Source organism: Streptomyces tagetis (genome assembly GCF_018069565.1).
GTDB classification, from domain to species: domain Bacteria; phylum Actinomycetota; class Actinomycetes; order Streptomycetales; family Streptomycetaceae; genus Streptomyces; species Streptomyces tagetis.
The window spans coordinates 59,647-77,622 of the sequence record NZ_JAGPNL010000007.1; the positions used below are offsets into that span (position 1 = coordinate 59,647).

General features: G+C 72.2%; 15 protein-coding genes and 1 pseudogene. 12 read left to right on the forward strand and 4 right to left on the reverse strand.

The genetic code is table 11. The features are described 5' to 3' along the window. Positions 1–37: 37 nt before the first annotated feature. A complete protein-coding gene (locus tag J5Y05_RS22905; RefSeq protein ID WP_210874942.1) occupies positions 38–538 on the reverse strand; it encodes an ATP-binding protein in 501 nt (166 codons plus the stop codon). A gap of 185 nt (positions 539–723) precedes the next feature. Here J5Y05_RS22905 and J5Y05_RS22910 point away from each other — a divergent pair, with 185 nt between their 5' ends. The 5 genes and pseudogenes from J5Y05_RS22910 to J5Y05_RS22930 all read left to right on the forward strand — a co-directional run bounded on the left by J5Y05_RS22910 (position 724) and on the right by J5Y05_RS22930 (position 4,206). Beyond that, positions 724–1,593, forward strand: a complete 870-nt coding sequence (locus J5Y05_RS22910) for a helix-turn-helix domain-containing protein (protein ID WP_210874943.1) — start codon at positions 724–726, stop codon at positions 1,591–1,593. Then, positions 1,572–1,769: a DUF397 domain-containing protein gene (locus tag J5Y05_RS22915; protein WP_247615180.1), complete on the forward strand. Its 198-nt coding sequence runs from the start codon at positions 1,572–1,574 to the stop codon at positions 1,767–1,769. Before J5Y05_RS22910 ends, J5Y05_RS22915 begins: the two co-directional genes overlap by 22 nt. A gap of 15 nt (positions 1,770–1,784) precedes the next feature. After that, positions 1,785–3,191, forward strand: a pseudogene (locus tag J5Y05_RS22920) (glycoside hydrolase domain-containing protein); the annotation flags it as partial. Further along, positions 3,188–3,442, forward strand: a complete 255-nt coding sequence (locus J5Y05_RS22925; protein WP_210874945.1) for a hypothetical protein — start codon at positions 3,188–3,190, stop codon at positions 3,440–3,442. The pseudogene J5Y05_RS22920 and the gene J5Y05_RS22925, both read left to right, overlap by 4 nt. Next, positions 3,439–4,206: a hypothetical protein gene (locus J5Y05_RS22930; protein WP_210874946.1), complete on the forward strand. Its 768-nt coding sequence runs from the start codon at positions 3,439–3,441 to the stop codon at positions 4,204–4,206. The genes J5Y05_RS22925 and J5Y05_RS22930 overlap by 4 nt, the downstream gene beginning before the upstream one ends. Positions 4,207–4,417: 211 nt before the next feature. Here the strand turns inward: J5Y05_RS22930 and J5Y05_RS22935 are convergent, their stop codons facing one another. Then, complete coding sequence (locus J5Y05_RS22935) at positions 4,418–4,738, reverse strand: hypothetical protein (RefSeq protein WP_210874947.1); 321 nt, start codon at positions 4,736–4,738, stop codon at positions 4,418–4,420. A 319-nt stretch (positions 4,739–5,057) separates the two neighbouring features. Between J5Y05_RS22935 and J5Y05_RS22940 the strand changes: the two genes are divergently transcribed. Both J5Y05_RS22940 and J5Y05_RS22945 read left to right on the forward strand, forming a co-directional pair. Continuing rightward, positions 5,058–5,855, forward strand: coding sequence for a phytanoyl-CoA dioxygenase family protein (locus tag J5Y05_RS22940; RefSeq protein ID WP_210874948.1), 798 nt, complete (start codon positions 5,058–5,060; stop codon positions 5,853–5,855). Further along, on the forward strand, positions 5,840–6,706 hold the full coding sequence (locus J5Y05_RS22945; protein WP_210874949.1) for an AraC family transcriptional regulator: 867 nt from the start codon (positions 5,840–5,842) through the stop codon (positions 6,704–6,706). The genes J5Y05_RS22940 and J5Y05_RS22945 overlap by 16 nt, the downstream gene beginning before the upstream one ends. A 251-nt stretch (positions 6,707–6,957) precedes the next feature. On the opposite strand, the gene J5Y05_RS22950 is transcribed toward J5Y05_RS22945, so the two are convergent. Next, positions 6,958–8,190, reverse strand: coding sequence for an IS4 family transposase (locus J5Y05_RS22950; RefSeq protein ID WP_210874950.1), 1,233 nt, complete (start codon positions 8,188–8,190; stop codon positions 6,958–6,960). Positions 8,191–8,307: 117 nt separating this feature from the next. Next, positions 8,308–9,426: a phosphoserine transaminase gene (gene serC, locus J5Y05_RS22955; protein WP_210874951.1), complete on the reverse strand. Its 1,119-nt coding sequence runs from the start codon at positions 9,424–9,426 to the stop codon at positions 8,308–8,310. A 121-nt stretch (positions 9,427–9,547) separates the two neighbouring features. Between serC and J5Y05_RS22960 the strand changes: the two genes are divergently transcribed. The 5 genes from J5Y05_RS22960 (at position 9,548) to J5Y05_RS22980 (ending at position 17,973) form a co-directional block, all read left to right on the forward strand. Beyond that, positions 9,548–12,451 carry an FAD-binding and (Fe-S)-binding domain-containing protein gene (locus tag J5Y05_RS22960; protein WP_210874952.1) on the forward strand — a complete coding sequence of 968 codons (2,904 nt, stop codon included), beginning with the start codon at positions 9,548–9,550 and terminating at the stop codon, positions 12,449–12,451. Positions 12,452–12,666: 215 nt separating this feature from the next. Then, positions 12,667–13,641, forward strand: a complete 975-nt coding sequence (locus J5Y05_RS22965; protein WP_210874953.1) for an EamA family transporter — start codon at positions 12,667–12,669, stop codon at positions 13,639–13,641. Positions 13,642–13,826: 185 nt separating this feature from the next. Continuing rightward, positions 13,827–14,630 (forward strand): TIGR03084 family metal-binding protein, encoded by an 804-nt coding sequence (locus tag J5Y05_RS22970; RefSeq protein WP_210874954.1) that lies wholly within the window; start codon positions 13,827–13,829, stop codon positions 14,628–14,630. Positions 14,631–14,674: 44 nt separating this feature from the next. Then, entirely contained in the window at positions 14,675–16,378 is a 1,704-nt protein-coding gene (locus J5Y05_RS22975) for an acyclic terpene utilization AtuA family protein (RefSeq protein WP_372450519.1), read from the forward strand. Continuing rightward, positions 16,375–17,973, forward strand: a complete 1,599-nt coding sequence (locus tag J5Y05_RS22980; protein WP_210874956.1) for an acyl-CoA carboxylase subunit beta — start codon at positions 16,375–16,377, stop codon at positions 17,971–17,973. Before J5Y05_RS22975 ends, J5Y05_RS22980 begins: the two co-directional genes overlap by 4 nt. The last annotated feature ends 3 nt before the right edge of the window (positions 17,974–17,976 follow it).

Consider the following 17,976-nt stretch of genomic DNA (forward strand, 5'->3'; position numbering starts at 1 on the left):
CAGCGCCGAGGCACCGGTGAGGGGCCGGGGCGAGCGGTCACCCGCCCGGTGCTGCGCCGCCTCCCGGGACCACCGCCCTCCGTGGCAGTTCCTTCTGCCGGGAGACGGCGCTTTCAGGGTCGGGCGGGGCCCCGCCGGCCGTTCCCGTCCGCGGCAGCGTGAAGCGCGCCCAGACGCACTTCGTGTACGGACCCTGCCGACAGCCCCACGCATCGGACAGCGCCGCCACGAGCGCCAGTCCGCGCCCGCCCTCCTCGTCGAGGTCCGGGTCGTGGAGCCGGGGAAGCCTGTCCCGGTCCGGATCGGAGACCTCCAGGACGAGTTCCGTTCCGTCGAGGAAGAGCGCGACCCTGACCTGAGCGTGGGAGACCCGGCAGTGGAGCACGGCGTTCGTGACGAGTTCACTCGCCAACAGGGCGACGGACTCGGCCGGTTCGCCGGTGACCCCCCAGTCGGCCAGGGTCTTGCGAACGCGTTGCCGTGCCACGGGCACGTGGCTCCTGCGCCTGGGGACGCGGAAGGTTTCGGTTGAAGCCATGGGTCGGCCTACCTCCTGACGGGACGTCAATTCGCCTCGGTTCGACGCCCTGTGAAGCTAGGGCCGGATTTCCAACGAACGCAAGCAGAATCAATGAATACATGCAGAGGTCTCCCTCGATCGTGTCATGCGTCGGCATGGGGGTCTCTGATGTGGCAGGGTTCGGTCGAGAAAGGGGAGGTTCCATGCCCGCAGGCGGACGACCGACGGTGCGCAGCAGGCGGTTGGGTACGGCGCTCAGGAGATACCGTCAGGACGCCAAGCTCGATCAGCCGCAGGCCGCCGAGGTGATCGCGTCAAGTCAGGCCCGAATCAGCCGCATGGAGAGCGGACAGGCCACACCGCGTGTCATCGAGGTCCGGCTGTTGCTCGACGCCTACGGCGTCACTGATCCGCAAGTGCGGGGCAAACTGGAGGACTTGGCCAAACACTCCAAGAAGCGGGGCTGGTGGCTGGAGTACGCGGCGTACCTGCGGCCGGACTACCTCGATCACATCGCGCTGGAAGACGACGCTATCCGTATCCGTCAATGGCAGCCGGTCCTGGTCCCCGGGCTTCTCCAGACCACGGCTTATGCCGAGGCGGTCATCGCAGGCGGGCCCAAAACTCTTGATCCCGAGCAGGTTTCCCGGTTGGTGAAGGTGAGGCAGCGGCGGCAGGCGAGAATCCTGGAAGACGGTGTCCCGTACTCCGCCATCCTCTGGGAAGCGGCCATCGAGCACCCGCTGGCAGGCGCGCAAACCCATCGGGAACAGTTGTCGGCGATCCTTGAGATCGGCAAGAGGGACAACATCAGTGTCCAGGTGCTGCCGTTCAGCGTCGGAGCGCTGGCGGCAGCCGTCTCAGGATTCTCGGCCTTCAGCTTCGACTCCGAGTCGGCAGTCGAGGCCGTGACCATGGATGACCTGATGAGCTCGTCGGTCATGGAGTCCGCGAACGACCTCGCCGTTTATGCCAGCTCGTACGATCTGCTGAGCTCGGCGGCACTCACACCCGAGGCGAGCGCCGAGCTCATCGCCGGCAAGCTGCGGAGATGGGAAGAAGAAGCATCGTGACCGATACGGCAGGCCCTTTCGGAAGGTCCTCCTACTCCGCGCAAATGGGCGAGTGCGTCGAGGTTGCCCACACGCCTTCCGGCCGCCGGGTCGTCCGGGACAGCAAGCGGGAGAACGGTCCCGCGCTCAGCGTCTCCCGTGACGGCTGGCGGGCCTTTCTGCGGCAGTTCGCCTAACCTCAATACCGGTAACTTAGTGCTTACGGCGACCAGGATCGCAACGGCCAGGCATGCGACGGCGTCACGAAGATCACCGACGCGCGCGCCCAGACTCTCAAGGCTCAGGGCATCATCTACGTGGGCCGCTACCTCACCAACCCGATCCCGGACGACCCGGACCTGCCCGAGAAGACGATTCAGCCGGGCGAGCTGCAGACGATCGCGAGCAACGGACTGCGCTGCTTCCCGATCTACCAGACCTTCGGCCGGGACGCATCCGGCTTCCACTACGCGGCGGGCCGGGCAGCGGGACAGGCAGCGGTGAACGCCGCGCTCGATCACGGATTCAAGTCCGGTACGCGCATCTTCTTCGCCGTCGACTTCGACGCGCTCGACTACCAGGTCACGGACAACGTAGTGCCGCACTTCAAGGGCATCCAGGACGCGCTCTCCGACGACGGCGGCCGGTTCGAGATCGGCGTGTACGGACCACGCAATGTGTGCACACGTGTGAGTGAGGCCGGGCACGCCACGGCTTCCTTCGTCTCCGACATGTCCTCGGGCTTCTCGGGCAACTTCGGCTACGCGCTGCCCGACAACTGGGCCTACGACCAGATCGTCACCCGTACAGTCGGCTCAGGGTCCGGGGCCATCAACATTGACATCGATGTCGCATCGGGGCGGGACAAGGGCCAGGCATCGTTCGACGCGCCTCGCGCGGCGCTGCCCGACGTCCGTTACGACGGAGGTTTCCTGAACGCCCTGCACGACGACCTCAGCAAGTACATGAGGTCGATCGGCTTCGCCGACGACGGCGGCACGGGCGCGGACGCACGTCTGTTCACGCACACCGAGTGCTTCGAGACCATCATGTCCTTCGATCAGCAGACCACTGACCTCTCGAACAAGTACGACATGCGCAAGGCGCTGATACAGACCTCCGCGTACTGGGAGATGCGCCACTACGACCTCATCGACCAGGGCGTCGATCACGCGGTGGCCTTGTACCACCTGGAGGGGATCGGAACGATCAAGGATTCCTCCACCGGGATCGGCCAGATCAGCGGGGAGGTGGGCATCCGGGCATGGAATCACTGCATCAACAAGGGGTTCGTCACCGGGACGACCACCGACCCGACCAAAGACGCCGATATCTGGGAGATGTGGCAGAAGGTCAACAAAGACAACGGCTTCACCATGCGCACGGTGCCACTGATCCACCTCTGGGGCGCCGACGGCAAGCCGGGCGGTAAGAACCCCCCGAGCGGGGAGACCACTCTGCGGTCCATGCGCCTCGACTACACCGAGCGCGAAGTCTTCCAGATCCTGCGGCGCTACCAGGGCTGGGGCGACCAGGCCGAGGCCGACGCCACCAAGCGCATGGCGATCTACCAGATATTCGAGAAGTACAACGCGATCATGAGGCAGCTCGCAGGATGACAAGCCCGTCCGCGGCCTCGGAGTACCCGGCGGCGCCGCCACTGGGTCTCCGCGTCCTGGTCGGCGCGCTGACCGCCTTCGGCCTCGCCGACCACGGATTCGGTCACCTGGCCGGGGCCGGACGCACACCGGGTGTGTCCGGCCCCGCCGGGGCGGCGGCCGCGCTGAGCGCCGCGGCATGCGCCGGCTTGTACGTATGGGCCGCCGAACATCACACCCGTCACCGAGCACGCAGGGAGAAGAAGCTGTGACCACGTCACCCGTGTCACGTCGCACCATCCTGGTCCGCGCGGCGGCCGTCGCCGCGGCCGCGGCGACGGTGTCACTGCCAGGCTCGCAGTTCCTGGCCTCACCCGCCTACGCCGCCGATCAGGACCCGTTCTCGGAAGCGATCCGCCGAGCGGTGAGAAGAGCCAACGCGCGCAACAAGCGCATCCTCACCGACTCACGGTCGGCCAACGGCTGGGAGATCGAGAACACCGTCGACCAGGACGGAACCATCTACACGCGCCCCGTTCCCGGCGTCCCGCTCTCCGGAGTCCAGGTGCGTCTCGGTGACCCCGAAGAGGTTCTCGTCCACGTCGTCCAGCGCTATCACTACGAGATCGACGCTCTGCGGGACGGCGATGTCATCGGTTGGCGCGCCCCGGGTCAGATCCGTAAGAACCGCCCGGAATCCAACCAGGCATCCGGCACGGCCGTACAGATCCGTCCGAACTTCTATCCGGTCGGCGTGACAGGTGGGTTCTTCCCGCAGCAGGTCACAGTCGTCCGGGACATCCTCGCCGAACTGAACGGCGTCGTCCGCTGGGGCGGCGACGACCGCACCCCGGACGAGTCGCTCTTCTACCTCACGGTCAAGCCCGAGGACCCGCGGCTGGCCAAGGCAGCCCAGAAGATCCGCACCTGGCGCGCCACGCCGGGCCGCGGCGCCGGAACCCCGGTCGACATCACGTCACCCATCAGGCGCGAAGCGGCACGCGCTCTGGAGAGCCGGCAGCGGCGCAGCGCCTGAGCCCCTGCTCGAACAGCACAGCACGGCACATCACCCGGCGTCCGGCATCCGGCATCCGGCTCTCGGCTGATCGACGGCGATCAGTCCGGAGCCGCATGCCGCGCGGCGGATCGGGCGGCCGAGCCCGCGGACACTCCGGCGGGCCGCCCCCTCCGTGCCTCGGCGCTCTGCGGCAGCGATGAGGCTCAACGGCAGACTGAAGTCGTGTGTCTCATTTCCGGCGTATGGCCGCGAGAGCCAGCATCATGCTCGTCACCAACACGAAGACCACGAGCGCGGCGAAGAACAAGGCCTCGATCCAGCCGGCGTTCGCGCCGGTGAGGGTACCGTCCGGAGACACACAAGCCGTCTCCGGCGGGAAGCTCTGCCGACGCACATGTCCACACGTGTTGGGCAGATCGTCGTTGACGACGTGTGCGTTCACCCAGCACAGCGCCCAGCAGACGAGAAACACGCCCAGCGAGGCGAGGGAGACGCCCCGCAACATGGTCGGGCGGTGAGGTGCTTCGGAACTCGTCGCAGATGCTGTCATGACCGGAGCCTACTCGGCGGTGCCACAACCGCGAACCCCTCGTGGCTCAACGTTTACAGGCCCGTACCCGAGCTGCCCGCGGCAACGGTGGGAGAGAAAAGAACATACCGCGACCGTGCTGTCGTAGGAGATTTCGCCCCAGGGCGGCCGTGGCACGACTTCGCGTACATGTAGAGGCCACCCAACTGACAAATCATATGAGGAACTGTGTCCTTTTCCGGGGGCCGCAGGCCCGTACTCCTGCCCCGTCCTCGTACCCGACCGAAGCGGTGCGGGAAATGTCGGGTGGGCGGGGCCGACGGCGCCGCACGATGGGGGTATGGACGACACGACCCTGGTATCCCGTTTCCTCCGCGACGGCTTCGTGAAGTTGGCGGGCGCCGTGGCACCGCGTGTGGCGGCGGACTGCGCGCGGCTGCTGTGGCGGGAGACGGGCTGCGACCCGGAGGACCCGTCGACGTGGACGCGGCCCGTGCACTGGGTGGGCGGCATGGCGCGGGGACCGTTCGCCGCCGCGCCCAACTCCCCGTCCCTGCACCACGCGTACGACCTGCTCGTCGGCGCGGGACGCTGGGAGCCGCGCTACTCGCTGGGCACGTTCCCGCTGCGCTTCCCGCACGAGGAGGAGCCGGACGACGCGGGCTGGCACGTCGAGGGGAGCTATCTGCCGGAGGGCGAGAGCTGGTACTTCACGAATCTGCGTTCCCGGGGCCGGGCGCTGCTGATGCTGTTCCTGTTCAGCGAGGTGGGTGAGGAGGACGCCCCGACCCGGATCCGGGTCGGCTCACACCTCGATGTGCCGAAGGTGCTGGCGAAGTACGGGGAGGACGGGGCGAGCGGGCGGGCCCTCGCTCCCGATCTGGTCGCGGCGTCCGACCACCGGCCGCTCGCCCTCGCCACCGGGTCCCCGGGCGACGTGTTCCTGTGCCATCCGTTCCTGGTGCACGCGGCGCAGCCGCATCATGGGGTGCGGCCGCGTTTCATGGCCCAGCCGCCGCTGATGCCGGCCGCGCCGTACGAACTGGAGCGGGCCGACGGCGCGTACTCACCCGTGGAGATCGCGATCCGCCGGGGCCTGGGGGAAGAGGAGGGAAGCCAGGCATGCTGGAGCGGCTGAACCAGGCCATGGAGCACATCGAGCACCATCTCGACCAGACCGTCGACGTGGCGGAGCTGGCAGCCGTCGCGGCCACCTCGGAGCACCACCTGCGCCGGATGTTCTCCGCGCTCGCGGGCATGCCGCTGTCGGAGTACGTACGGCGCCGTCGGCTCACCCTCGCGGGCGCCGCCGTACTCGCGGGCCGCGAGACGCTGCTGGAGATCGCGGTGCGCTACGGCTACGGCTCCGGTGAGGCGTTCGCGCGGGCGTTTCGCGCCATGCACGGCATCGGACCGGGCGAGGCCCGGCGCACCGGCGCCGCCCTCAACTCACAGTCCCGGATGGCCTTCCGCCTCACCGTCGAAGGAAGCAGCGGCATGCGCTACCGCGTCGTGGACAAGGCGGACTTCACCGTCGCCGGGTTCAGGACCCGGGTACCACTGGTGCACGCGGGCCCGAACCGGGCGATCATGGCCTTTGTCCGCGGCATCGACCCACGGGCCCTGGAGCGCCTGGAGAAACTGTCGGACCAGGAACCGCACGGCATCGTCGCCGTCTGCGACGACCTGGATCCCAGCCGCGCCGAGGGCACCGAACTCGACTACCACCACGGCGTGATCACTTCCGCGGCCGCTCCGGAGGGCACGACCGCCCTGGTCGTCCCGGCCGGCACCTGGGCCGTCTTCACCACCTCCGGGCCGGTGCCGCAGGCCCTCCAGGAGCTGTGGCGGGACGTGTTCACCGAGTGGTTCCCGTCGAACCCGTACCGCACCCGCACCGGCCCCGAGATCCTGCGCACCCGCCTGTCGCCCGACGGGACCACGGCCGACGCCGAACTCTGGCTCCCCGTGGAGCCGGAGCGCGGCTGAGCACCGCTCGCACCCGGTACGGCTTGCCCTGGAGCCCACTCCAGGGCCTAACCTCAATACCGGTAACTTAGTGCTTTGGTGTGCGTTTGACCCGTTTCGGTTTGGTGGCGCCAACGAGGGTAATAGCCACGGTGGGTGGGCGGTCTCCAGTGCGGTGGACGGCGCGTTTGAGGGGCCAGCTGGCGACTTTGCGTTTGATGACGCGGGGGTTGGTCCGGTGACGTCGTGGTGGCAGGAGTCGTTGGAGGACTTCAGCGTGGGTGGCTTTGACCGCGCGGGCGAGTCTGCCGGGGGGAAAACGCCGCCTGGTCGGTGACCTGGCGGCGCGCGACGCGCAGTGAGCGGGTGAAGGAGATCCGGTCGGGGTCTTGGTCGGCTTGTCGTGCGGCCTGGTGCATCAGGTGTCGGATCGCGTGGTGGACGAGCAGGAATCCGTAGAGTTCCTGCTCGGCTCCCTCGGGGTGTTGCGAACGCAGTACCAGGTGTGGCCCGCCGAGGTGGGTCTTGATTTCATCGAGGGTGGACTCGAACTCCCATCGCTGGGCGTAGAGGATGGCCAGTTCCGCGGCCGGGGCCTTGTCCGGGTCGAGGATCGTGGTGATGAGCCGGTAGACGCCCTCGCGGCCGGCGATGGTGTACTCCACCGCGCGTACCGGCACTCCGCGACGGGTGTGGTGGATGTCGCTACGGTCGAAGATCTCGGTGAGGTAGGAGCCGTCCGGCAGTTGCTCGACCACAGACAGCACAAGGTCTTTGCGGACCCGCCACAGCAGGTCTGCCCCAGTCGCCGCGGCCTCGCGCCACAAGTCCACGCCATAGAAGCCGCGGTCGGCCAGCAGCAGCATCCCCGGCCGCAGGGACCCCAGGACCGCCCGGGCCAGAGTCTGCTCTCCGGTGCGAAGAGCTGCGAGCGCAGCGTCGAAGACGGCGTGGGTGCCGCACTCCACCAGGCCGACCATGCGGATCTGCGGGTAGCCGACGTCCTGTTCGCCCCGCCCGGAGCGGGGCGGACGGCCGAACGCCTCGGCGTTCGCCTTCGTGTCGGGCAGGTCGAACGTGGTGCCGTCGATCGCGGTCAGCCGCCAGCCGCGGTAGAAAGCGCCCATCGTGTCCGGCGATGCGACCGGACGGCACACCCGCGCGAACAGCTGCCGCAGCGGCGCCACCCCCAGCCGAGACCTGGCTTTCCAGATCGCCGCCGTACTCGGCACCGCCCAGGATGCACGCCAACGCCGCGCACCCTGCAACCCCGCAGCCAGCAGTCGGGCGACTTCCTCATAGCTCTGCCCGGAGAACAGACACATCGCCAGGACGAAGTAGACCACCAGCCGGGCTGGCAACAGTCGGTTCCGCTGCTGCACCCGCCCCGTCTCCGCCAGCACCTCATCCACCAGCGACTGAGGAAACGCCTGTGTCAGCACCCCGACCGCGACCCGATCCGACAGTCGCTCACCAGATGACTTCAGTTGACCCGCTCTCGGCACATCAACAACAACGACCAGATTGGCCCTAAGTTACCGGTATTGCGCCTAGGCACCGTGAACGGACGGCGAAGGGCGCCCGGCGGAGAAGCTCGCCGGGCGCCCTTCGGTGGCTGGTGGCTACAGGTTCTCGACCACGTAGTCGACGCACTTGGTGAGGGCCTCGACGTCGGCGGGGTCGATGGCCGGGAACATCGCCACGCGGAGCTGGTTGCGGCCGAGCTTGCGGTACGGCTCGGTGTCGACGATGCCGTTGGCGCGCAGCACCTTGGCGACGGCCGCCGCGTCCACGTCGTCGGTGAAGTCGATCGTGCCGATGACCAGCGAGCGCTGCGCCGGGTCGGTGACGAAGGGCTCCGCGAACTTCACGTCCTCCGCCCAGCCGTACAGCGTCCGGGCCGAGGTCGCGGTGCGGCGCACGGCGAAGTCCAGGCCGCCCTGGCCGTTCATCCACTTGAGCTGCTCGTCGAGGAGGAAGAGGGTGGCGAGCGCCGGGGTGTTGTACGTCTGGTTCTTGCGGGAGTTGTCGATCGCCGTCGGCAGCGAGAAGAACTCGGGGACGTGCCGGCCGCTCGCGTGGACGCGCTCGGCGCGCTCGATCGCGGCCGGGGAGAAGACGCCGATCCACAGGCCGCCGTCGGCGGCGAAGGACTTCTGCGGGGCGAAGTAGTAGACGTCGGTCTCGGCGATGTCGACCGGCAGGCCGCCCGCGCCGGAGGTGGCGTCGACCAGCACCAGGGCGCCGTCGTCCGCGCCCGCGACCCGCTTGATGGGCATCGCCACGCCGGTCGAGGTCTCGTTGTGGGTGAGCGCGTACACGTCCACGCCCGCCTCCGCGACCGCCTCCGGGTGCGTGCCCGGATCGGCGGAGACCACGGTGGGGTCGCCGAGCCAGGGGGCGAGCTTGGCGGCCTTGGCGAACTTCGAGCTGAACTCGCCGAAGCTGAGGTGCTGGGACCTGTTCTCGATCAGGCCGTGCGTCGCCACGTCCCAGAACGCGGTGGAGCCGCCGTTGCCGAGGACGACCTCGTAGCCGTCGGGGAGCGAGAACAGCTCGCGGATGCCCTCGCGGACGCTGCCGACCAGGTTCTTGACCGGGGCCTGGCGGTGCGAGGTGCCCATGAGGGACGTGCCGGTCGCGGCGAGGGCGTCCAGCGCCTCCGTCCGTACCTTGGAGGGGCCCGCGCCGAAACGTCCGTCGGCGGGCTTGATGTCAGCGGGAATCCGGATCTCAGCCACGATCCGGAGCGTACTGCCTCGGGGAAACCGCACGGCGCCATGTCCGTCCGATGAGACACGATCTCCGGTCTGTGAACACCGGCCGCACGCCCCCCGGCACGCGCGGGCGCATCCTGGTGCCATGAGCGATCTGGAAGCGGCACTGAGCGCCGCGGTCCGGGGCGAGGTCGGCTTCGACACCACGTCCCGCGCCCTGACGACCATGGACGCGTCCAACTACCGGCGGGTGCCGCTCGGCGTGGTCGCGCCCCGCGACGCCGACGACGTGGCCGCCGTACTGGAGGTGTGCCGGACGCGCGGGGTGCCGGTCGTGGCGCGCGGCGGGGGCACCTCGATCGCCGGTCAGGCGACCGGCACCGGCGTCGTCCTGGACTTCACCCGGCACATGAACCGGGTGCTCTCCCTCGACCCGGACGCGCGCACCGCCGTCGTCCAGCCGGGCCTCGTCCTCGACCGGCTCCAGGACGCCGCCGCCCCGCACGGGCTGCGCTTCGGGCCCGACCCCTCCACGCACGGCCGCTGCACCCTCGGCGGCATGATCGGCAACAACGCCTGCGGCTCGCACTCCGTCGCCTGGGGCACCACCGCGGACAACGTGCGCGAGCTGACCGTCCGCACCGTGCGCGGGCGCACGCTCCGGCTCGGGCCCGGCTGGGCGGGCGCCCCCGAGGGGCTGCGGGAGCTGGCCGACGGCGAACTGGCCCGGCTGCGCACCGGCTTCCCCGATCTGCCCCGCCGTATCTCCGGCTACGCCCTGGACGCCCTGCTGCCCGAGCGCGGCGCCGACGTGGCCCGCTCCTTCTGCGGCTCCGAGGGCACCCTCGGCGTGGTCACCGAGGCCACCGTCCGCCTGGTCGAGGCGCCCCGGGCCGCCGCCCTGGCCGTCCTCGGCTACGCCGACGAGAGCGCCGCGGCCGAGGCGGCGGCCGGGCTGCTGCCGCTCGGCCCGCTCACCGTGGAGGGCATGGCGGCCGATCTGGTGCCGGCCACCGCCGGACTGCCCCGCGGCGGCGCCTGGCTCTTCGTGGAGACCGGCGGGGACACGGAGGAAGAGGCCCGCGCGCGGGCGCACGCGGTGGTGCGGGCGGCGGACGTCGTCGACGCGCGGGTGGTGACCGACCCGGCGGCCCGGCGGGTGCTGTGGCGGATCAGGGAGGACGCCTCCGGCACCGCGACCCGCATGCCGGACGGCACGGAGGCGTGGCCGGGCTGGGAGGACTGCGCGGTGCCCCCGGCCCGGCTCGGCGACTACCTGCGCGACTTCCGCGCCCTGCTCGCCTCCCACGGGCTGCGCGGCACGCCGTACGGGCACTTCGGCGACGGCTGCATCCACGTCCGTATCGACTTCGACCTGCTGACCGGGCCCGGGATCGCCCGCTTCCGCCGCTTCTCCGAGGACCTGGCCGACCTCGTCGTCGCGCACGGCGGCTCGCTCTCCGGGGAGCACGGCGACGGGCAGGCGCGGGCCGAGCTGCTGCCGCGCATGTACGGCGCCGAAACGGTGGCCCTCTTCGCACGGGCCAAGGCCGTCTGGGACCCGGACGACCTGCTCAACCCCGGCGTCCTGGTCCGCCCGGCGCCGCTCGACGCCAACCTGCGCTTCGCCGCCCTGCCCCGCCGCCCGGTGGACGTCGCCTTCGGCTACCCGGCCGACGGGGGCGACTTCTCCGCCGCGGTCCGGCGCTGCGTCGGCATCGCCAAGTGCCGTACGACCGAGGCGACGGGCGCGGGCGTGATGTGCCCCTCCTTCCGCGTGACCGGCGAGGAGGAGCACTCCACCCGGGGCCGGGCCCGGCTGCTGCACGAGATGCTCGCCGGTGAGCTGGTGACCGACGGCTGGCGCTCCACCGAGGTCCGCGACGCGCTCGACCTCTGCCTGTCCTGCAAGGGGTGCCGGTCCGACTGCCCGGTCGAGGTCGACATGGCCACGTACAAGGCGGAGTTCCTGCACCACCACTACGCCGGGCGCCGCCGTCCCGCCGCCCACTACGCCATGGGGTGGCTGCCGGTGTGGCTGCGCTGGGCCTCCCGCCTGCGCGCCGCCCCGCTCGTCAACGCCCTCGCCCGGGTCGGCCCGGTCGCCGCGGCGGCGAAACGGCTCGGCGGGATCGCCGCCGAACGGGAGGTGCCGAGGCTCGCCGCGCGTCCGTTCAGCCGCTGGTGGCACGGGCGCCGGCCCGCCCGCCCGGCCGGGGAGGGGGGCGAGCTGGTCGTGCTGTGGCCCGACACCTTCACCGAGCACCTGTCGCCGTCCGTCGGGCGGGCCGCCGTACGGGTGCTGGAGGCCGCCGGGCTGCGGGTGGCGCTGCCGCCGACGCGACGGTGGCGCGGCGCCCTCGGGGACGGCCGCTCCCGGACCCCGGCCGCGCTGCTGCCGGCCCGCCGGGGCCGGGTCTGCTGCGGGCTCACCTACGTCTCCACCGGCCAGCTCGACCGGGCCCGCGCGGTGCTGCGCCGCACCCTCGGCCTGCTCGCCCCGGTGCTGGAGTCCGGCGCCCCGCTGGTGGTGCTGGAGCCGAGCTGCGCCGCCGCCCTCCGCACCGACCTGCCCGAGCTGCTCCACGAGGACCCCCGGGCGCGGCGCCTCGCCGGGCAGGTCGTCACCTTCGCGGAGGCGCTGGAGCGGTACGCGCCGGGCTGGACGCCGCCCGCCGTGGACCGGCCGGTGGCCGGGCAGACCCACTGCCACCAGCACGCGGTGCTCGGTGACGCGGCCGAGCGGCGGCTGCGGGAGGCCGCCGGGCTCACCGGCGAGCTGAGCGGCGGCTGCTGCGGGCTCGCGGGCGACTTCGGCTTCGAACGCGGCCACCACGAGGTCTCGGTGGCCTGCGCGGAGGAACGGCTGCTGCCCTCCGTACGGGAGGCCGGGCCCGGCGCGGTGGTCCTGGCGGACGGCTTCTCCTGCCGTACCCAACTGGAGCAGTTGGCCGGGGTGCGGGGGCGGCATCTGGCGGAGGTCCTGGCGGACGCACTGGAGGGGAGGCCGGGAGAAGAGGCGGGGGCGGGGGAAGCGGGGGAGCGGTGACAGGGGTGGCGGCGGCTCCTGGTCCCGGGGCGGGCGCGGCCCGGCGCGGTGGATGTCGATTGACAGCGGAACCCCGGGCCAGGACAGTTGCGTCACGGGGCCATACACCTGACCCGGTCCATTACCCTGGACCAGGCCGTGCAGTGAGCTGAACCATGATCGGCTCCCCGGCCCCCCGCTCCCCGTCCGCCCCGCCCGCCCTTCCGGAAGGTCCCGTGAGTACGCCCAGCACCACCCCCGGCACCCCGGCTCCGGCCGCCCCCGCGACGAGCGCGCCGGCCGCGCGGCCCACCGGCCGGGGTCCCGCCCCGGGCGGGCTGGCGGCCCTCGGCCCCGTGGGCCTGGTCCTGGCCGGCGGGATCTCGGTGCAGTTCGGCGGCGCGCTCGCGGTGACCCTGATGCCCCGGGCCGGCGCGCTCGGCATCGTCACCCTGCGGCTGGCCGTCGCGGCCGTCGTGCTCCTGCTGGTCTGCCGCCCCAAGCTGCGCGGCCACTCCCGCGCCGACTGGGGCACGGTGATCGTCTTCGGCATCACCATGGCCGGCATGAATGGCCTCTTCTACCAGTCCGTCGCCCGCATCCCGCTGGGCCCCGCGGTCACCCTGGAGGTGCTGGGCCCCCTCGCCCTCTCCGTCCTCACCTCCCGGCGGGCGGTCAACCTGCTCTGGGCCGCGCTCGCGCTGGGCGGCGTGTTCCTGCTGGGCGGCGGCGGCTTCGACAGCCTCGACCCGGTCGGCGCGGCCTTCGCGCTGGCGGCGGGCGCGATGTGGGCCGGGTACATCGTCTTCAGCGCCCGCACCGGACGCCGCTTCCCGCAGGCCGACGGGCTCGCCCTCGCCATGGCCGTCGGGGCGGTGCTCTTCCTGCCGCTGGGCATCGTGGAGTCGGGGAGCAAGCTGATCGAGCCGACGACCCTCGTCCTCGGCGGCGCGGTGGCGCTGCTCTCCTCCGTCCTGCCCTACACCCTCGAACTGCTCGCCCTGCGCCGGCTGCCCGCGCCCACCTTCGCCATCCTGATGAGCCTGGAGCCCGCCCTCGCCGCGACGGCCGGCTTCCTCATCCTGGACCAGACCCTCTCCGCCACCCAGGCCGCCGCCATCGCCCTGGTCATCGCCGCGAGCATGGGCGCCGTCCGTACCCAGATCGGCCGCGCCAAGCGCGAGCCCCAGCCACTCCCAATCGAGCCCTGAGCACGACGACGCCGGTCCGTCCGACGCCGTGAGGGACCGGGCCCGGCCCACCGCGTGGCCTCCGCCCCGCCGGCGACAATCCGGGCCGGAGGCCCCCGGTATCAATTCATGCAAGCACGCTTGATTGTTTCCTGACCCCCTGCCATGCTCCTCGCACGCCGCGCCGTGTTCGAGGGGAGCGTCCCGTGGCCGATCCGACGTCTGTCTTCGACGACCTGGACGAGGAGAGCGGGGAGGCCGACGCGCTGGTCGCGTCGCTGGGTCCGGAGGGGTGGGCCCTCGCCACGCCCGCGCCGGGCTGGACCGTCGCCCACCAGATCGCGCACCTGGCCTGGACCGACCGGTCCGCCCTGGTGGCCGTCACCGACGAGGCGGCCTTCCGGACGCTGGTCGACAAGGCCCTCGCAGCCCCGGGGAGCTTCGTCGACGAGGGCGCCGCGGAGGGCGCCGCGCTGCCGCCCGCCGAACTGCTCGCCGGGTGGCGCGAGGGGCGCGTGGCACTGGCGCGGGCGTTGCGCGAGGTGCCGCCGGGCACGCGTGTCCCCTGGTACGGGCCGCCGATGGCCGCCCCGACCATGGCCACCGCCCGGCTCATGGAGACCTGGGCGCACGGCCTGGACATCGCGGACGCCCTCGGTGTCGTACGCCCGCCCACCGGACGGCTGCGGCACGTGGCCCGCCTCGGCGTCCGCACCCGCGACCACGCCTTCGCGGCGCACGGACTCACCCCGCCCGCCGAGCCGTTCCGCGTCGAACTCACCGCCCCCGACGGCGAGTCGTGGGTCCACGGCCCCGAGGACGCCGCCCAGCGCGTCACCGGGCCCGCGCTGGACTTCTGCCTGCTGACCACCCAGCGCGCCCACCGCGCCGACCTCGCCCTCACCGCCACCGGCCCGGACGCCGACCGCTGGCTGGACCTGGCGCAGGCATTCGCCGGACCGCCCGGCGCCGGCCGCCCGCCCCGGGGGACCACGGGGGAGCAGCGGTGACCGCCGCCGCCCCGCAGGGACCCGCCCGGAGGGAACCCACCCCGCTGGGCCCCGCCCTGCAGGGCCCCGCCCCCCTGCGCATCGGCAACGCCTCCGGCTTCTACGGCGACCGCTTCGCCGCGATGCGCGAGATGCTCACCGGCGGCCCCCTGGACGTGCTCACCGGCGACTACCTCGCCGAGCTGACCATGCTCATCCTCGGCCGCGACCGGCTCAGGCACCCGGACGCCGGGTACGCCCGCACCTTCCTGCGCCAACTGGAGGAGTGCCTCGGCCTCGCCCACGAGCGCGGGGTGCGGATCGTCACCAACGCCGGCGGGCTCAACCCGGCCGGACTCGCCGGTGCCGTACGGGAGCTGGCCGGGCGGCTCGGCGTCCCGGTCCGTGTCGCCCACGTCGAGGGCGACGACCTCACCGCCGCCCACCCCGGCAGCCTCGCCGCCCACGCCTACCTCGGCGGCTTCGGCATCGCCGCCTGCCTGCGCGCGGGCGCCGACGTCGTGGTCACCGGGCGGGTCACCGACGCCGCCCTGGTCACCGGGCCCGCCGCCGCCCACTTCGGCTGGAGCGCGCACGACCACGACCGGCTCGCCGGCGCGGTCGTCGCCGGACACGTACTGGAGTGCGGCACCCAGGCGACCGGCGGCAACCACCCCTTCTTCGAGGAACGCCCCGGCGCCCTGCGCCGCCCCGGCTTCCCGCTCGCCGAGGTGCACGCCGACGGCACCTCGGTCATCACCAAGCACGAGGGCACCGGCGGCTACGTCGACATCGGCACCGTCACCGCCCAACTGCTGTACGAGACGGCCGGCGCCCGGTACGCCGGGCCCGACGTCACCGCCCGGCTCGACACCGTCCGCCTCACCCGGGACGGCCCCGACCGGGTGCGGATCGACGGCGTACGCGGCGAGGCCCCGCCGCCCACCCTCAAGGTCGGCCGCAACCGGCTCGGCGGCTTCCGGGGCGAGGTCGTCTTCGTCCTCACCGGCCTCGCCATCGAGGCCAAGGCCGCCCTGGTCCGCGAACAGATGACCGACGCGCTCGCCGGATCGCCGCCCGCCGAGGTCCGCTGGGAACTGGTCCGCACCGACCGCCCCGACGCCCCCACCGAGGAGACGGCCGGCGCCCTGCTGCGCCTCGTGGTCCGCGACGCCGACCAGGACGTCGTCGGCCGGGCGCTGACCGGCGCCGCGGTCGAACTCGCCCTCGCCAGCTACCCCGGCTTCCACGTCACCGCGCCGCCCGGCAGGGCCGCGCCCTACGGCGTCTTCGAGGCCGCGTACGTCCCGCAGGACGCCGTGGCGCACACCGCCGTCCTGCCCGACGGGAGCCGCGTGCGCGTGCCCCCGGCCCCCGTCACCGCCGTACCCGGGCCGCTTCCCGAGCCGGAGCCGCCCGCGCCGCTGCCCGCCGGGCCGGTGCGGCGGGCCCCGCTCGGCCGGATCGCCGGGGCGCGCAGCGGCGACAAGGGCGGCGACGCCAACGTCGGCGTCTGGGCCCGCACCGAGGACGCCTGGCGGTGGCTGGCGCACGAACTGACCGCCGACCGGTTCCGCGACCTGATACCCGAGGCCCGCGACCTGCCTGTCACCCGGCACGCCCTGCCCCAACTGCGCGCCCTGAACTTCGTCGTCGAGGGGCTGCTCGGCGAGGGCGCCGCCGCGCGGGCCCGCTTCGACCCGCAGGCCAAGGCGCTCGGCGAATGGCTCCGCTCCCGCCACCTCGACATCCCGGAGGTCCTGCTGTGACGGTCCTGTCCTCCGCCCTGGACCCGGCCGGCCCGGAGTACCGCGCCCACCGGGAGGCCATGCTCGCCCGCCTCGCCGACCTGGACGCCGAGCACGCCAAGGCCCTCGCCGGCGGCGGCGAGAAGTACGCCGCCCGGCACCGCGGGCGCGGCAAGCTCCTCGCCCGCGAACGCGTCGAACTGCTCCTCGACCCCGACGCGCCCTTCCTGGAGCTGTCGCCGCTGGCCGGCTGGGGCAGCGAGTACACCGTCGGCGCCTCCCTCGTCACCGGCATCGGCGTCGTCGCGGGCGTGGAGTGCCTGATCACCGCCAACGACCCGACCGTGCGCGGCGGCGCCACCAACCCGTGGGGCCTGAAGAAGGCGCTGCGCGCCCACGACATCGCCTTCGCCAACCGGCTGCCCTGCGTCAGCCTGGTCGAGTCCGGCGGCGCCGACCTGCCCTCCCAGAAGGAGATCTTCATCCCCGGCGGGGCGGTCTTCCGCGACCTGACCCGGCTGTCGGCGGCCGGCATCCCCACCGTCGCCGTCGTCTTCGGCAACTCCACGGCCGGCGGCGCGTACGTACCCGGCATGTCCGACCACGTGATCATGGTCAAGGAGCGGGCGAAGGTCTTCCTCGGCGGACCGCCGCTGGTGCGGATGGCGACCGGCGAGGAGAGCGACGACGAGTCGCTGGGCGGCGCCGCGATGCACGCGCGCGTGTCGGGCCTCGCCGACCACTTCGCCGTCGACGAACTCGACGCGCTGCGCCAGGCCCGGCGGATCGTCGCCCGCCTCAACCACCGCAAGGCGTACCCCGATCCGGGCCCCGCCGAGGAGCCGAGGCACGATCCGGAGGAGCTGCTCGGGATCGTCCCCGAGGACCTGCGGACCCCCTTCGACCCGCGCGAGGTCATCGCCCGGATCGTCGACGCCTCCGACTTCGACGAGTTCAAGCCGCTGTACGGGAGCAGCCTGACGACCGGGTGGGCGAGCCTGCACGGCTATCCGGTGGGCATCCTCGCCAACGCCCGGGGGGTGCTGTTCAGCGAGGAGTCGCAGAAGGCCGCCCAGTTCATCCAGCTCGCCAACCAGCGCGACATCCCGCTCCTCTTCCTCCACAACACCACCGGCTACATGGTGGGCAGGGAGTACGAGCGGGGCGGCATCGTCAAACACGGCGCCATGATGATCAACGCGGTGAGCAACTCCCGGGTCCCGCACCTCTCCGTGCTCCTCGGCGCCTCCTACGGCGCCGGCCACTACGGCATGTGCGGCCGGGCCTACGACCCCCGCTTCCTCTTCGCCTGGCCCAGCGCCAAGTCCGCCGTGATGGGCCCGCGGCAGCTCGCCGGGGTGCTCTCCCTCGTCGCCCGCCAGTCGGCCGCCGCGAAGGGCCGCCCGTACGACGAGGACGCGGACGCGGCGCTGCGCGCCATGGTGGAGCGGCAGATCGAGTCCGAGTCGCTGCCGATGTTCCTGTCCGGGCGGCTCCACGACGACGGCGTCATCGACCCGCGCGACACCCGTACCGTCCTCGGCCTGTGCCTGTCGGCCGTGCACACCGCCCCCTACGAGGGCGTGCGCGGCGGCTTCGGCGTCTTCCGGATGTGAGGG

Excerpts from the sequence above, each read along its gene's own strand:
- J5Y05_RS22935 (WP_210874947.1), bottom strand. The coding sequence starts at position 4,738 with ATGACAGCATCTGCGACGAGTTCCGAAGCACCTCACCGCCCGACCATG.
- J5Y05_RS22905 (WP_210874942.1), bottom strand. The coding sequence starts at position 538 with ATGGCTTCAACCGAAACCTTCCGCGTCCCCAGGCGCAGGAGCCACGTG.
- J5Y05_RS22925 (WP_210874945.1), top strand. The coding sequence starts at position 3,188 with ATGACAAGCCCGTCCGCGGCCTCGGAGTACCCGGCGGCGCCGCCACTG.
- J5Y05_RS22940 (WP_210874948.1), top strand. The coding sequence starts at position 5,058 with ATGGACGACACGACCCTGGTATCCCGTTTCCTCCGCGACGGCTTCGTG.
- J5Y05_RS22960 (WP_210874952.1), top strand. The coding sequence starts at position 9,548 with ATGAGCGATCTGGAAGCGGCACTGAGCGCCGCGGTCCGGGGCGAGGTC.
- J5Y05_RS22910 (WP_210874943.1), top strand. The coding sequence starts at position 724 with ATGCCCGCAGGCGGACGACCGACGGTGCGCAGCAGGCGGTTGGGTACG.
- J5Y05_RS22945 (WP_210874949.1), top strand. The coding sequence starts at position 5,840 with ATGCTGGAGCGGCTGAACCAGGCCATGGAGCACATCGAGCACCATCTC.
- J5Y05_RS22915 (WP_247615180.1), top strand. The coding sequence starts at position 1,572 with ATGGGAAGAAGAAGCATCGTGACCGATACGGCAGGCCCTTTCGGAAGG.